The organism is Providencia sneebia DSM 19967, assembly GCF_000314895.2.
GTDB classification, from domain to species: domain Bacteria; phylum Pseudomonadota; class Gammaproteobacteria; order Enterobacterales; family Enterobacteriaceae; genus Providencia; species Providencia sneebia.
In genome coordinates this window covers 2,056,428-2,070,960 of the sequence record NZ_CM001773.1, presented here as the reverse complement: position 1 = coordinate 2,070,960, position 14,533 = coordinate 2,056,428, and the positions used below count along the sequence as shown (strand labels likewise).

Below are 14,533 nucleotides of genomic sequence, written 5' to 3'. Positions count from 1 at the left end.
CGTCTTAACTCGCAATATAACTGTTAAATATTAGTTTAACTAAATTATTCAGAGACAAGTGTGATAGCGCGCTTTTTGGCGTCTTCCATATTATTGTCAATAAAAACCTCGGGACCATAAAGTGTAGAAATCATAGGCGCAAGGCGTTCCATCTCTTCTCTGTCTTCACCTTCTGGTTGCAATGTAATAATCATTGCTCTGCAATATTGCATCATCTGTGATTTAGCGGTTTTTAACCAACGACGAACATATTTTTTGGCTTCCATCACCTCCTGGCTTGGCTGCCCTTTTGGCTGTTCAATCGGTGGATAAATGAGAGTAAATATCCTCTCTTTATTTAATAATGAATCCATCTCTTCTAACCATAAACGAGTTTCATCCATTGTTGCGGGAAATGTGTTCAACACACATACCGGCCAATTACCAGTATCAATTATCGTTTGATTTTGCATATTTTCTCTCCTCAATAAAGTGTACTAGAATGTACATTTTATTACTTTACAAAGTCAAGAATCATTCTCATTAATGATTATGCAAATCATGCTATTTAAGCTATCCTAGCCACTAGGTTATGACAGATTATTCTTAATCTAGAGAAAAATAACCGACAGCCTAAAATTTAACTTAATGCGATAGGTGTCTTTTTGAATATGAGATGTTATTCTCAATCCATCTGTCAGATTAAAAAGTGAATCAATTATGAAAAAGAACCTTTCAATTATTTTCGGAATGATCATTGCCTTTACAGCATTTAATGCAACTGCTGGAAAAAATTGCGATAACTATTTCCAAGAAATGAATGTATTAGTCAAGCAAGCTGAAGAACAGTATAAAAGCGAGCCTGATGTTAAAGAACGTATTGCTGAAATGAAACAACAATTGGAAGATGCTAAAAAAGCATTAGCAGACTACCCTGAAGAAGCCCAAGAACAAGCTTGCGAACAAGGTATTCAAGCAATCAAAAAAGCAAAAGAAGCGGTTGAAGGTAAATAGTATTTTTTCTTATACCTACAATATTCACTTTTTTATGTGTGATTTTGGGTATAAGTTTTAGGACTTATCTTCTCTGAGTTAAGCAGAGTCCAATAATAAAGAAGGTCAGTTATTAAACATAAATAACTGACCTTTGCTATTCTTTTTTTGATAAAAACCGCTTATTCACTTTTACAGCACTTTTCTTTCTTTCATTTTTGAGATTATTTAAATATTACCTAACAACCAGTACTGATATTTTCGCATAAGAAACAATTCCTGACGCATTAGAACCGAGTAAATGCGTTGTAATGCTTGGATTTCGAGAACCAATCACAATTAGATCAGCATCAATTTCTTCAGCTTCTACCAAGACTTTATCTCTTGGAGACCCATACACGACATTAAAAGAGATTTTTTCTGCCGGGTAATCAATCTTACTAATAATTTCCTTTAATTGTTCTTCAGAACGTTCCAGTGCTTTTTTAGCGAAAGAAGCCAAAAGATCATAATGATAGCTATAGCTCATTGAAAAACGAGATACATCCGGAATAGAGTGAAAAAGATGTAATTTCGCGTCAGATGCTTTAGCTAAATAAATTGCATGCTTTAATGCTTTATCTGTCAAAGTATCTTCTGAAATATCGATAGGAACTAGAATATTATTATACATATGGCATCCTCTACGATTCATTAATTCTATAATATCAACATAGCGGGAATAAGTTGATAACCAATAATAATTGCTATTTACTGATATATTTGCCAACGGCGAATACAATTAACATCATTTTTTGATGGTTATTTCTATTCTCAATTCACTTATTTAAAATTAAATAAAAATCAACTTATACTGCGAACAAAAGTATAGCTTTAATAAACAAAAAAACCGAAAATGGAACTAACTATTTGTTAACAATCTCACAATGTTATCAATAAATTAATTATCTTCTAGATGCCATTTATGTAAAATGCGGTGAATAAAAGGCGTCACAATCAATCCAATACTAATAATAAAGACACTTTGTAAAAATAACCCATATATCGCAATAAAAAAGCGCCCACCCTGCGTAATGGGTGCGGGTTCTATAGCTTGCCCACTTAACATAGAAAGTGCGTTCAGCATTGACTCTGTAAGGGAGTGCCCTTCAATAAAATAAAAACCAATCATACCAGGCAGCAAGCCAATAAAAAAAACAAGCAATGCAAAAAAATAAAATCGCAGCACTCTCAACACAAAGAGTTCGATACGAATAACTTCTTTTGAAAATTTCTCCATAGATAAAACCTACAACCCCATGAAATAACATCCATTAGGTTAAACTATACTTCTAAATATTTCGAGCAGATCTTGCGGATAAAATAAAGACGACATACAGCACGACTATCCCGAATCGACTATTAATTAAGTCTCATCGGGATAGTTTCTTTAATTTAAATTAAATTAATCACTTAAATTAGTTAATATGCAAACTGCATCCATCAGGCTGGAAAACCAGTTTTGATCATATTTAAAAATATAACCAAAACCAAATGCATCTTTTTAGCGACTTAACGTACGACAAGAACAGAGGTTTCAGCATAACGCACAATACCAGCTGCAGTCGAACCTAACAGATGCGTTGTGATATTAGGACGGCGTGAACCTATAACAATGATATCTGCGTTAATCTCTTTTGCTGTATTAATCACTTCGTCACGAGGTGAACCAAATGTAATGGTGTAACTGACATCAGCAATAGGCAAATCAATTGTGTCCATTAACATTTTCATGTCTTCTTCAGCCTTAACTGTGGCACGATCTTTTATTTCCATATAACCTAATGCATAAGCATTAATAATAGCTGAAGAAATTGGCAATACGTGGATCAAATGAATTTTTGCATTAGATTGTTTTGCTAAATTAACGGCATGACGAACGGCTTTACTGGTCAATTCATCTTCGGTTAAATCAATAGGAACCAAAATTGTTTTATACATAACCCCTCCCGATAGAAAACAAAATATCAATTGTCAATATAAGTATAATCAAATACCTACAAATGTCTCTCTCACAATAAAATAAATGAGATCTATCACTACAAATTACTATCAATACTGTAATTAATTTAATTTTTAACACGCAGAATTTGTTCAATTAGCTGCTGAGCATAAATTGCTTGTTCACCACTAATCGCTGGTGGCGTATTATTACTCACTGATTGAATAAAATGGCGAATTGCACCATCAAATCCGCGTTGAACTAAAATAGAACTCCAGCTTGACGGTAATTTTTCACTCATTCCCGTGGCCTTTTCGGTACGCAAATGATTCATATTAGTTACCTGATAAATAGCTTTATCATCCGTTGCAGTAACTTGTTCTTGCTGGCTACCCGCTCGACGGTGCATTGATGTTGTTATCCAGCAATGTTGTAATTTAAAATGATGCTCTGCATAAAAAAGTTCTTGTTTATCCGTTTCTATAATACTGCCACTGACTAAAAATGGCTTGCCACCCGCAAGCCAAATTGCAGTATCAACAACATGTAAATAATCATCTAATAAGGTAAAACGGACATCTTTTGGCCCTATGCTATCGCTGCGATGCTTTTCCATTCTTAGCGATGCAAGTTGTTTAAACTCTTGTTTAATATTTTGATAAAAAGGTGCAAAACGGCGGTTAAATCCCACCATCAACGCCAACTTTTGTTTATCTGCTAAATGGATAAGTTGTTCAGCTTGTTCAAGTGTTTCAGCTAATGGTTTATCAACATAAACATGCACACCCATTAATAACAGCTGTTTGATGATTTCAAAGTGACTTGACGTGCTGCTATGAACAAAAATAGCGTCACAGCACTCCGCTAATTGTTTGATATTTGAATACAAAGGAATACGGTAATTATCACAAATGATTTTAGCCTTAGATTGATTAGGCGAAAATGCCCCAATAAGTTGCCATTCATCTGTTCTACTTATAATCGGCAAATATGCTTTTTGAGCAATACTTCCTAATCCAACAATCCCAACTCGTAATTTGCTCATACCAACTCTCTATGATTATTTAATAGATTTAACATCAATGAGTATAACGAATTGCAATGTTCGGGCACGATTTTTTTATGCGCCAATCTAAATGCGTAAGTTAAATAGTTTTAATTATTTGATTTTATTTAAATTAATTAATTTAACGGAATTTTTTTAGTTAAAAATGCAATTATTTTAGAAAAAAAGGTTGATTTATTAAATGAGAATAGTTATCTTTTACCTTGTGAATACTTGAGTAATTTACTCAAGCATTCACAAACGACATTGCTCACATTGCTTCCAGTTTTAGCAGGCCAACTACACTAAGTTGGCCTTTTTTTATTATCTATTATCAAACATGACTGCTAATTATGATTAGCGAGTAAAAAATTTTATCTTTTACTAATAGCCTTAGCAAAACTCCACGATTTTAAATGCCCAACATATGTTAATCTGTGAGTTGGAGCAAATGTTGGCACATCACCTTCGCGCATATGCAGAATATCTGCAGGTGTTATCCATGATGAATTCCCTTCAAAAAGAGGTATGCCCGCATATTTATAGGCATCTAAGACAAACTGTGAACAAAAGAAACTATTGGCTTGTTCAATATCATTATCATCACCACCAAGTTGGACGGTTGCTAGCATTTTTAAACAGAAATTACGGATTGTTTGCCCAAGCAATGGAAGCTCACAGACTCGTTTCGTCAGCATCCACGGTGCAATCATAATAATGCCTTTATAGTTGTATTTCGTTCCATTATTTTGTTCAGCAAACTCACGTAGTTTTATTGCATGAATTGATGATAATCCAGACTGACGTAAAACCACCATATTATTAGAATCTGTCACAGCTTGGTCTAAAGGAATGATCCTGACTCCACCACCAACAGATTCTGCCACATTACCTGAGCCTAAATAAATAGAAGCGTGGCTAACGCCACTAATACTAAATAACCTAATGCCCCATGAATTGAGGCCTGTAGATGAAGATAATAAAATATCACCAGGTAACATATCTGAGACAGCAAGAACTTCAACAGACTCTTCTATAGGAATGGTATTAGCATGTTGGATACTAAACTTTAATCGATTACTTTGCTTGTCTGTATGAAATCCTGTCGAACACCCGCATAGCATTATGAGACAAAAAAATATACTATAATATTTAATATTCATTCAAACATGATGACCTTTTTTATTTTTCTATTTGCTAATATAATGTATCCGAATTCTGTATTTTTTTCACCAGAAACATCTTATTAAGTCAATCTCTTCTGCAAATAATATGCAGGGGTAGTGAAAATTTTTATGTTAACAGTTTGTGATGATATGAAAGATAAATTATATAATAAATAACTTAATGGCTTTATATTGATTGAAAGTTTGAAATAAAAACAATCTAATTTTATAGATTTTTATTATTACTTCAGAAAAAACACTTATTAAGACAGTCTTTTTCACAAAGCTATTATTGAATTCGCTATTTAATGTTTAATAATAGATAAAATATTTTGACATAACGGATATTTACGCATGAAGAGTTCACGATATAGAAATATTGTTTTGGGTGGCTATATTAGGGAAGTAAGAATAGCTCGTGGTATTTCTACAAAAACAATGGTTGATATACTAAAAATATCTGAAGATGATTACCTGCAATATGAATCAGGTGAAGTTTCTATGTATGTGGAACATTTACTCATTATTTCGGGTATTCTCAACATCAACTTTAAAGTTCTGCTGAATATTTTTGAAAATGCAAGAAATAATTACTGGATGTGATTACTTAAACCTGAGTCTTATAAATCAATAAATTAAAAATATTAATTACCATTATTTACTAAAATAATTCCATCTCATTGATATACACCAATAGAACATCATTAATCTATATAAGCGTATTTATTTGAAAATAGATCAATACTAAAAAATGATATCACCAACAGTGAAACTATTATAATGACTCTAATTTTGAATTGATTTTAATTAGTTTCTGAGCCTGTACCGTTAATACGGCTTGATAGACAAGCTCACCTATAATGTTATCTAATTTAAACAATACCCTAATTTTTCATTATTACGCATTATGATAAAAAACTTATGATTTCAACTAAATAAGATAAAATCAATTTGCAGACTTTGAAGATTTAGCTGAAGCATGTATGATTGAACATTGACCTTGGCTTAAGCATTAAATGGATGAATATGGATATTATCATTGAAACTGTAACGAAAACGATTGCAGCTATACTTGGCTTTATTTTTGACATCTTTAGTTTTATTGGCTATAGAATTGCAATCCTCGTCACAGCATTTGTCGCCTTACATTTTAGTGGTTATAGAGTGCCATTAATACTGGCTTATATTATTTTAGGGTTATTTTTGTATAGTCCATCAATTTATCGAATATGGAAAAGAAAAAATTATCGTTAATTAAGATGACATCGTCTACTCTTTTCTTGAATATTTAAATAAGAGTTAATTTTAATTCATTTGGAGAGAACAAATATTAGTTGTATATAAAAATAGAATACACTAAATTAGCCTTATTTAATTCATATTTACATCCATAAAGTGCTATAAAAAACATAAAAATCCTCTCGAAAGTAGACTTATCTGTGTGTCCTGTTTATCTTACTTATTGTCAAAAACTGAACCCATTAATATGAATTTTGGCTCTGCTTTCTTATATTTATCAATCATAGGCACAATTCTCTGAAAATGCTCAGATGCACAATGTTTATTTAATGCTTCTCTATCAGGCCATTCTTCGATAAAAATAAAATGCCCGGGATCTTTTTCATCAACATATAAGTCATAAGAAATACATAATGGTTCCATTTTCGTTGATGCAACCAGCTCCCTATATAAAGGAAGTACTATTTCAATGGCTTCTGTGCAAATAAACTCTTCTGCAATCACTTTTAGCATGATTATTCCTTAAGATTTTGGTGCATATTTTAGTTGTAGAGTATTAACCATAACATAAAAATAGGACTGGATAAATAAACACATGTATATATGTACAATTATTTATTACCTTGTTTCTATAAGGAATTATAACTTTATGATTTCAGTAAAATAGCTTCAATTAGTCCTCAATAATAATAAATCTAAGGCATTTGATTCTCTGGTCTTATTCCATCATCAAATAATTATCATTAACATAAGCACACTGTATTCATATCATTTTGAGTTCCTATTCCCCATCCCGTTAAAAATACACTCGAGAAATAAATCCTGTTTTACTAAATCGTATCGAAAGCCCCCTACGATCTGCTATCATGAGCGCCTTGTCAGAACTTTTGCCATAAATTTTTTAGCTTTTTGTCTGTTAGCATGTTTATTTCAGCCATAGTTATCCCTAAAAGGGAGTGATAAACAAACACACAAAGGGAATCGAACAAAACAACAATTTGCATAAAAATATTTATAATTCAGCAAATTAAACAACAATCAGCAACAATAAAGAACAGTACAGAATGAATACTCAGAAAGAACAGCACAATTTTAATAAGCTACAAAAAAAATTACGACGTGAAGTCGGCCAAGCTATTGCCGATTATAATATGATTGAAGATGGCGACCGTATTATGGTGTGCTTATCTGGTGGTAAAGACAGCTACACTTTGCTTTCTATATTACAGAGCCTACAAAAAAGTGCGCCTATTTCCTTTTCTTTGATCGCTGTTAATTTAGATCAAAAACAACCTGGTTTCCCTGAACATATTCTGCCTGAATATCTTGATAATTTAGGTGTTGAATACAAGATTGTTGAAGAAAATACCTATGGTATTGTTAAAGAAAAAATTCCTGAAGGTAAAACAACCTGTTCTTTATGCTCTCGTTTACGTCGTGGAATTTTATATCGTACAGCAACCGAATTAGGTGCAACGAAAATCGCACTTGGGCATCACCGTGATGACATATTACAAACACTTTTTCTGAATATGTTTTATGGCGGTAAATTAAAAGGTATGCCACCAAAATTAATGAGTGATGACGGTAAGCATATTGTAATCCGTCCATTGGCTTATTGCCGTGAGAAAGATATTGAACGTTTTTCTGATGCGAAATCTTTCCCAATTATCCCGTGTAATCTCTGCGGTTCACAACCTAATTTGCAACGACAAGTCATTAAAGATTTATTACGTGATTGGGATAAACGCTATCCGGGTCGCATTGAAACCATGTTTAGAGCAACTCAAAATATTGTTCCATCACATTTATGTGATACGACTTTATTTGATTTCAAAAATGTATCGCATGGTGATGAAGTTATTGATGGTGGTGATCTTGCTTTTGATCGCGAGGAAATTACCCCGCAATCCTATGTTGATGAAGATGAAAGACCAGAAATTATCTCAGAACGCTTAAATATTATTGAAGTAAAATAGTACAAACTTACCTTTTAATTCTTGGTTAGTGCTAGGTTTTAAGTTATAAGCCATTCATGCCATCGATGCATTTAATTATGTATATCATACTGTTATGTTACAAAGTATAAAGTCGATGGCATAGTGGCTCAGCAGGCTATTTCTGCACAAAAAAAAGCCGATATAACAAGTATATCGGCATCACAGTGGTCAATTATTCTGTATAAGAACTCAATATGAGAAAAACTACAATTATGGAGCACAACGTTCATCGCTCAACGTTGCATTCACCTGCGGGAACTATATTGCCTTAATCAGCCTTAACGTTTATTGATTTGCCTCAAACTAAAATCGGTTAGCAATAATCCTTTCCCACTCAAAGCCAACGACTTTTTCTCATCCACCAGAATACTGTTCCTATTAAAACAGCTAATAAAATGCAAAATAAGCTAAAAGCAAACCGGAATTCATTACCCGGGATCCCGCCCAAATTGACACCAAATAAACCAGTTAAAAAAGTTGTTGGTAAAAAAATCATTGCTAATAATGACATAGTATAAATTCGACGATTCATCATTTCTGTCATCATATTTGTAATTTCATCTGACATAATGGCAGTACGTGAAACAAAGCCGTCTAAATCCTCAATACAGCGCCCCAATCGCTCTGATATTTCCTGTAGGCGCTTACGGTCAGTATCATCAATCCATAAAATTTTTTCAGCGGCTAAACGTGCCAACATGTCTCTTTGTGGCGCCATATAACGCCTTATGACAATAATTTGTTTACGAAGTAACGCTAGCTCTCCGCGTTCAGGAATTTCACCATTTAATATGGAATCTTCCATATTAATCAAACGCTCATGTAATGTATCAGTGAAATCACTAATTTCATCTGTAATGGAATCAGCGACTTCGACCAACCAATCACCCGTACTTTGCGCGCCAACACCTTCTTTTAGGTCATCAATGACCGAGTCTAAAGAGTTCACTTTTCTATGGCGGCTAGAAATGATTAAACGGCTATTAATAAATACTCGACAAGCAACTAATTGTTCTGGGCTTTGTCCTGCATTAGTATTAAGTGTTTGTAATGTAAGTAGAACGCCATCTCCAACTTTAAATAGTCGCCAACGACCAGCTTGTCCACAAAGTGCTGATTTTACTTGATCATTAAACAGCGGAGATTGTTGTATCCATTTTTCACTTTCGTTATTTTTATAATCATAATGGAGCCAGAACGGGGATTGTTGTGTTGCACTTGCGTTCACATCAATAGGTAAAAAGCCACCATTCCCATCTAATTGGAATGCATGTACTGGGTTTGAGCCTTGAAATAATGAACCATAAATCAGTGCCATGTGTTTGTTATCTCCTTCCATTAAGATTGTCACCCTAGGTATAGCATAGAAGGAAGAGAGAAAAAATATCAACTAAAGGTGATTAAATGATAAGGATTAAATAATCGTTATCAAGCAATAGACAGAGCAAGGCTTCATGCACAATAACAAAATAATTTTTATATTCGGTATAATCCTTTTTTTACAAAAAATAACCTCTTTTTGCCACAAATGAACAATAAATAAAATTACCGTTGATTAATACTGATTCGGTAATACTTATTCCTTTTTGATCCGCCTTCTGCACCTCCAACAGAAGGCATTTTTTTCTCCTCTAAATCATTTATAACAAACCATTAAGAAATTAAATCAGCTGAAAGAAATAATTTGTTCTAAATTCTGATAGAAAAGCAATTAAACAAAAAAGCTATGTAAATTACACAGCTTTTTCGCGGGGATTATGAAATAAATTCTGTATTAATGTTCAGTGATATAAAATGTGTGGCTATAAGCAACATCTTCCGGATTATCAATTGGATAACCTTTCAGCCACGGTTTGATTAATCGTGCGTTTGTATATTGGTAAATCGGAGCAATAGGTGCCTCTTGTGCAATAATCTCTTCTGCTTGATTGTAGTAACGATTACGTAAATTTTCGTTAGTCTCAATGCTGGCAGATGCGATTACTTCGTCATAACGTTGATTTTTAAATTTTGGGATGTTGCCATTATGCTGCGAAGTCAGTAGTGATAAAAAGGTTGATGGCTCATTAAAATCCCCGATCCAAGACGCTCTAATAACATCAAAGTTTCCAGTATTGCGGCTATCAATATAGGTTTTCCATTCCTGATTAACGAGTTTTACATTTGCACCTAATTTTTTCTTCCACATAGATGCAACGGCTATCGCAATTTTTTGATGGTTTTCTGAACTATTATATAACAATGTTAATTCTAATGGCTTTTGCGCGCCATAACCTGCCGAGTGTAGTAATGCTTTGGCTTGCTGATCTAATTCTTTTTGCGAATAACTGTCATAAAACCCTTTTTGCGGTTGAAATCCCGCCGTCACATCCGGAGTAAAATGATTTGCCGGTTTCTCTCCTGTACCTAACACTTTTTTAGCAATTAATTGGCGGTCAATTGCCATTGATAATGCTTTTCGCACACGCGCATCATCAGTGGGTGCTCTTTGCACATTAAATGCATAGTAATAGGTACCAAGTTGATCTGGCGTGAAAACTTCATTCGGAATATCGGCTAAAAATTTCTGGTATCTTTGTTTAGGAAAAGATTCCGTTATATCTAAATCTCCCGCTAAATAACGGTTAGTTGCATGAGATTCTTGATTGATTGGCACAAAAGTTACTTTAGTAATAACGGTATTTGCGTGATCCCAATAAAATGGATTCGGTGTTAGAACAATTTTTTCATTAACAACCCTATCTGCTAATGTAAATGCACCATTACCAACAAGATTGCCGACTTTAATCCAATCTGACCCATAATTTTTGATAGTTTGTTCGTGTACAGGAAATAGGCTAAAGTTCGCAGTCAACGACGGGAAATAAGGGATTGGTTTATCTAAAACAACTTTCAGGGTATGTTCATCAATGGCTTCGACACCCAGTTGCTCTGGCGAAACTTTGCCATCAATAATGTCCTGTGCATGATTAATCCCAGCTAGTGCACCAAACCATGCAAATGGAGATGTATTTTCTGGGCTGACAAGGCGACGCCAGCTATAGACAAAATCTTGCGCAGTAACAGGCTCACCGTTTGACCACTTTGCATCTGGACGTAAGTTAAAGACCCAAGTTTTATTGTCTGTTGTGTTCCAACTTTGAGCGACACCAGGAATAGGCTTCCCGTGGTTATCTTGATTAACTAGCCCTTCAAACAAATCTCGCATGACTTGAGCTTCAGTTAAGCCCACTGATTTGATGGGATCTAATGATGCTGGCTCATCTTTTAGATGACGAGTCACACTTTGATCTTTGGCAAGAACTGTTCCAGCAGGAATAACCGCACTGAAGGCTGGGGTTGCTGTAAACATTGCTGTAAAGAGTAAGGATAAGTATAACGGTGAACGAGTTTGCATTGATGATGTTCTGCCATGTTAACACTGAAGGTTTGACGGTATAAGCATCATATTCTTTCATTATTTAAAAATCCATATAGTCGTCTCTAATCATTCAAATACGGTCGATTTTTAAGACAAAATATAGTCCGATTACTAAAAACAACTTAAAATAGATTGTTTTTTGTTCAAAATAAAGCGATTGATTTTATCTTTAAAGAAGGTGAATGAATTAGCGATAATTAGCTGCCAATTTGCTACACTAAGAGATATGCTTTGAGTATTACCTAACAAAAAAGCGAGAAATTCTGATCACACATATCAACATATGCGTTTCAGAATAATAAGGTTTAATACTTAACAAATAGTAAGAAGCATAGAAAAAAACGCATTATTTGGTCAATGAAATAAAAGCTGTGATGTTGGATTGAAACCGAGGCTAGCCTAATTGTTAGCTGGTCTTTTTAATTAATCATCCACCATTTCACTCACAATGGGAGAAAAAACATGTCTCAATCAGTAAAATTAAAAGGTAATGATGTTGTTGTTGAAGGAACCTTTTTACAAGCAGGTCAACCCGCTAAAGACTTTATTTTAGTCACTAAAGATCTCGCTGAAGCAACGTTAGAGAGCTACAAAGGTAAACGCAAAGTCCTCAATATTTTCCCAAGTGTTGATACCGGTGTTTGTGCAGCATCAGTTCGTAAATTCAACCAATTAGCAAACGATCTGAATAATACTGTTGTTCTATGTATTTCCGCAGATCTTCCTTTTGCACAAGCACGTTTTTGTGGCGCTGAAGGCTTAGAAAATGTCGTTACACTTTCTGCATTCCGTAACCCTGAATTTGCACAAGATTATGGCGTAGCCATGGCAAGCGGCCCACTTAAAGGTCTAACAGCGCGTTCAGTTGTTATTCTTGATGAAAACGATAAAGTGATTTACAGCCAACTCGTTCCAGAAATCACTGAAGAGCCAGATTACGACAAAGCATTAGCTGCTTTAAAATAATCGCACCTGCATAGTTTAATTAATACTCGTCATATTATAAGTTACATCAATCTATCTTGATGAACGTCCTAAAATGGCGAGTATTTAATTTAACAGGAATAATTCTAGAAATTATTAAACGCGATTTGGTTTAAAATCTCATTTACTCCGGTTCTTGTTCTTTCTTCTGATTAAGGCCGTATTCTCGTAGCTTATTCGCTATCGCGGTGTGAGACACATCAAGGCGTTTTGCAAGTTTACGTGTACTTGGATAATCACGATATAAACGTGCTAATACAGAAGCTTCATAACGCTTGGTAATATCATCAAGCGAGCCATTTAGAGAATCAATAGCTATATCAGGTAAACTATCAGTTTCAGGCAAATCAATATTATAAGAATTCAATACATCACCCTCCAACTGAGTTAAGCCTTGATAAATCGCATTACGCAATTGCCTAACATTTCCCGGCCAATGATAGCTTTTCAAATACTCAATCAAAGATGGCGCAATCCGCGGTTTTGGAATATTGAGTTCTTTCGCAAAATTAGTCACAAAAACTTCGGTTAAAGGTAAGATATCTTCTTGCCTGTCACGCAATGGTGGGAGCGTTAATGTAAGAACATTTAATCGATAATATAGGTCTTCTCGAAATTTCTTTTCTGCCACTAACTCTGGAAGATTCTTTTGTGTTGCACAAATTACGCGTACATCAACCTTAACTTCTCTTTCTTCACCCACTCTTCTAAAAGTACCGTCATTCAAAAATCGTAGTAACTTGATCTGCATTTGCGGTGACATTTCGGCAATCTCATCAAGTAAAACAGTGCCTCCGTTTGCTTGTTCAAAAAAGCCTTTTTTCCCTTCTAATGCATTTGGATAGGCGCCTGCCGCATAACCAAACAATTCACTTTCAACTACATCATCTGGTAAAGACGCGCAATTTAGCCCTAAGAAAGGCGCATGGCCTCGGGCACTGTGTTGATGACAAGCTTTCGCTAGAATATCTTTACCCGTACCAGTTTCACCCACTAATAAAAGGGGTTCATCTAACATTGCAACACGTTTTGCTCGTTCCACAACCTGTGACATCGCAGGACTATTGGCAATAATTAAATTAAAGCCCACATCATCTACTTCCGCTATCTGTTTACGTTGTTTTTCTAAAATCTCTGCTGATTTCAATAGCAATACAGCACCAGTACAATGTAATTTTTGATTTTCATCCGCCAAAATAATTGGCGTGACTTGCATTAAATAGTCATTCCCTTTTACGGTGACCCGCTCAGTATAAGGTTCTGGATTTTCTTGTTCTAACCAGCGTTGCAACCCATGATTACTCACCAATTGAGAAAATGTTTTTTGCTTTATTTTAGTTTCATCAATCCCAAAAATTTCTAACGACATTGGATTGACTAATTCAATATTTAATTTGTTATCTATGGAAAGCACTGGCTCAGGAAATGAATTTAACAGTGCCCAGACAGCTTTATGTTCACGCTCAGAAGGCATGAAAAAAATGCGTCGCACATCAATAACGCCGTTTATGCGCCTTATTTCTGTCATTAGCGTACTAAATACTTGAAAATCAACGGGCGTAAAGTTTAGGTATATTCGCTGTTGTGCTGAAATTTCAATGCCTTTAAGGTCAATATTTTGTAAAACCAGCAAATCAAGTAATTCACGTGTTAAGCCAATACGGTCTTGGCAGGTTACTTCGAGGCGCATAGATAGGAACCTTCCGTAGAAAAATAAGAGATACT

The 14,533-nt window shown here is 34.5% G+C and carries 15 protein-coding genes; 5 read left to right on the top strand and 10 right to left on the bottom strand.

Going from position 1 to position 14,533, the window contains the following annotated elements:
• Window positions 1–44: 44 nt before the first annotated feature.
• The gene (locus tag OO7_RS08570; protein ID WP_008915555.1) at window positions 45–452 is read right to left on the bottom strand and encodes a hypothetical protein; all 408 of its coding nucleotides are present in this window, start codon (window positions 450–452) and stop codon (window positions 45–47) included.
• Between the two features lie 247 nt (window positions 453–699).
• On the opposite strand from OO7_RS08570, the gene OO7_RS08565 reads away from it, so the two are divergent.
• Complete coding sequence (locus tag OO7_RS08565; protein ID WP_008915554.1) at window positions 700–993, top strand: DUF5339 family protein; 294 nt, start codon at window positions 700–702, stop codon at window positions 991–993.
• A 214-nt stretch (window positions 994–1,207) separates the two neighbouring features.
• Here the strand turns inward: OO7_RS08565 and OO7_RS08560 are convergent, their stop codons facing one another.
• The 5 genes from OO7_RS08560 to OO7_RS08540 form a co-directional block, all read right to left on the bottom strand.
• Entirely contained in the window at window positions 1,208–1,645 is a 438-nt protein-coding gene (locus OO7_RS08560) for a universal stress protein (RefSeq protein WP_008915553.1), read from the bottom strand.
• Between the two features lie 267 nt (window positions 1,646–1,912).
• Complete coding sequence (locus OO7_RS08555; protein ID WP_008915552.1) at window positions 1,913–2,251, bottom strand: hypothetical protein; 339 nt, start codon at window positions 2,249–2,251, stop codon at window positions 1,913–1,915.
• A gap of 272 nt (window positions 2,252–2,523) precedes the next feature.
• Complete coding sequence (locus OO7_RS08550; protein WP_008915551.1) at window positions 2,524–2,952, bottom strand: universal stress protein; 429 nt, start codon at window positions 2,950–2,952, stop codon at window positions 2,524–2,526.
• Between the two features lie 128 nt (window positions 2,953–3,080).
• Entirely contained in the window at window positions 3,081–3,998 is a 918-nt protein-coding gene (locus OO7_RS08545; RefSeq protein ID WP_008915550.1) for a Gfo/Idh/MocA family protein, read from the bottom strand.
• 374 nt (window positions 3,999–4,372) lie between these two features.
• Window positions 4,373–5,122 (bottom strand): YaeF family permuted papain-like enzyme, encoded by a 750-nt coding sequence (locus OO7_RS08540; protein WP_008915549.1) that lies wholly within the window; start codon window positions 5,120–5,122, stop codon window positions 4,373–4,375.
• 396 nt (window positions 5,123–5,518) lie between these two features.
• Between OO7_RS08540 and OO7_RS08535 the strand changes: the two genes are divergently transcribed.
• Window positions 5,519–5,767, top strand: a complete 249-nt coding sequence (locus OO7_RS08535) for a helix-turn-helix domain-containing protein (protein ID WP_008915548.1) — start codon at window positions 5,519–5,521, stop codon at window positions 5,765–5,767.
• Window positions 5,768–6,190: 423 nt separating this feature from the next.
• On the top strand, window positions 6,191–6,418 hold the full coding sequence (locus OO7_RS08530; protein ID WP_008915547.1) for a hypothetical protein: 228 nt from the start codon (window positions 6,191–6,193) through the stop codon (window positions 6,416–6,418).
• A 201-nt stretch (window positions 6,419–6,619) separates the two neighbouring features.
• On the opposite strand, the gene OO7_RS08525 is transcribed toward OO7_RS08530, so the two are convergent.
• Window positions 6,620–6,916, bottom strand: a complete 297-nt coding sequence (locus tag OO7_RS08525; protein WP_008915546.1) for a putative quinol monooxygenase — start codon at window positions 6,914–6,916, stop codon at window positions 6,620–6,622.
• Between the two features lie 551 nt (window positions 6,917–7,467).
• Here OO7_RS08525 and ttcA point away from each other — a divergent pair.
• Window positions 7,468–8,382: a tRNA 2-thiocytidine(32) synthetase TtcA gene (ttcA, locus tag OO7_RS08520; protein WP_008915545.1), complete on the top strand. Its 915-nt coding sequence runs from the start codon at window positions 7,468–7,470 to the stop codon at window positions 8,380–8,382.
• Between the two features lie 355 nt (window positions 8,383–8,737).
• Here the strand turns inward: ttcA and zntB are convergent, their stop codons facing one another.
• Window positions 8,738–9,721, bottom strand: coding sequence for a zinc transporter ZntB (gene zntB, locus OO7_RS08515; RefSeq protein ID WP_008915544.1), 984 nt, complete (start codon window positions 9,719–9,721; stop codon window positions 8,738–8,740).
• A 456-nt stretch (window positions 9,722–10,177) separates the two neighbouring features.
• Window positions 10,178–11,755, bottom strand: a complete 1,578-nt coding sequence (locus tag OO7_RS08510; RefSeq protein ID WP_419177245.1) for a peptide ABC transporter substrate-binding protein — start codon at window positions 11,753–11,755, stop codon at window positions 10,178–10,180.
• A 531-nt stretch (window positions 11,756–12,286) separates the two neighbouring features.
• Between OO7_RS08510 and tpx the strand changes: the two genes are divergently transcribed.
• A complete protein-coding gene (gene tpx / locus OO7_RS08505) occupies window positions 12,287–12,790 on the top strand; it encodes a thiol peroxidase (protein WP_008915542.1) in 504 nt (167 codons plus the stop codon).
• Between the two features lie 142 nt (window positions 12,791–12,932).
• Here the strand turns inward: tpx and tyrR are convergent, their stop codons facing one another.
• Complete coding sequence (gene tyrR / locus OO7_RS08500; RefSeq protein WP_008915541.1) at window positions 12,933–14,498, bottom strand: transcriptional regulator TyrR; 1,566 nt, start codon at window positions 14,496–14,498, stop codon at window positions 12,933–12,935.
• Between the last annotated feature and the right edge of the window lie 35 nt (window positions 14,499–14,533).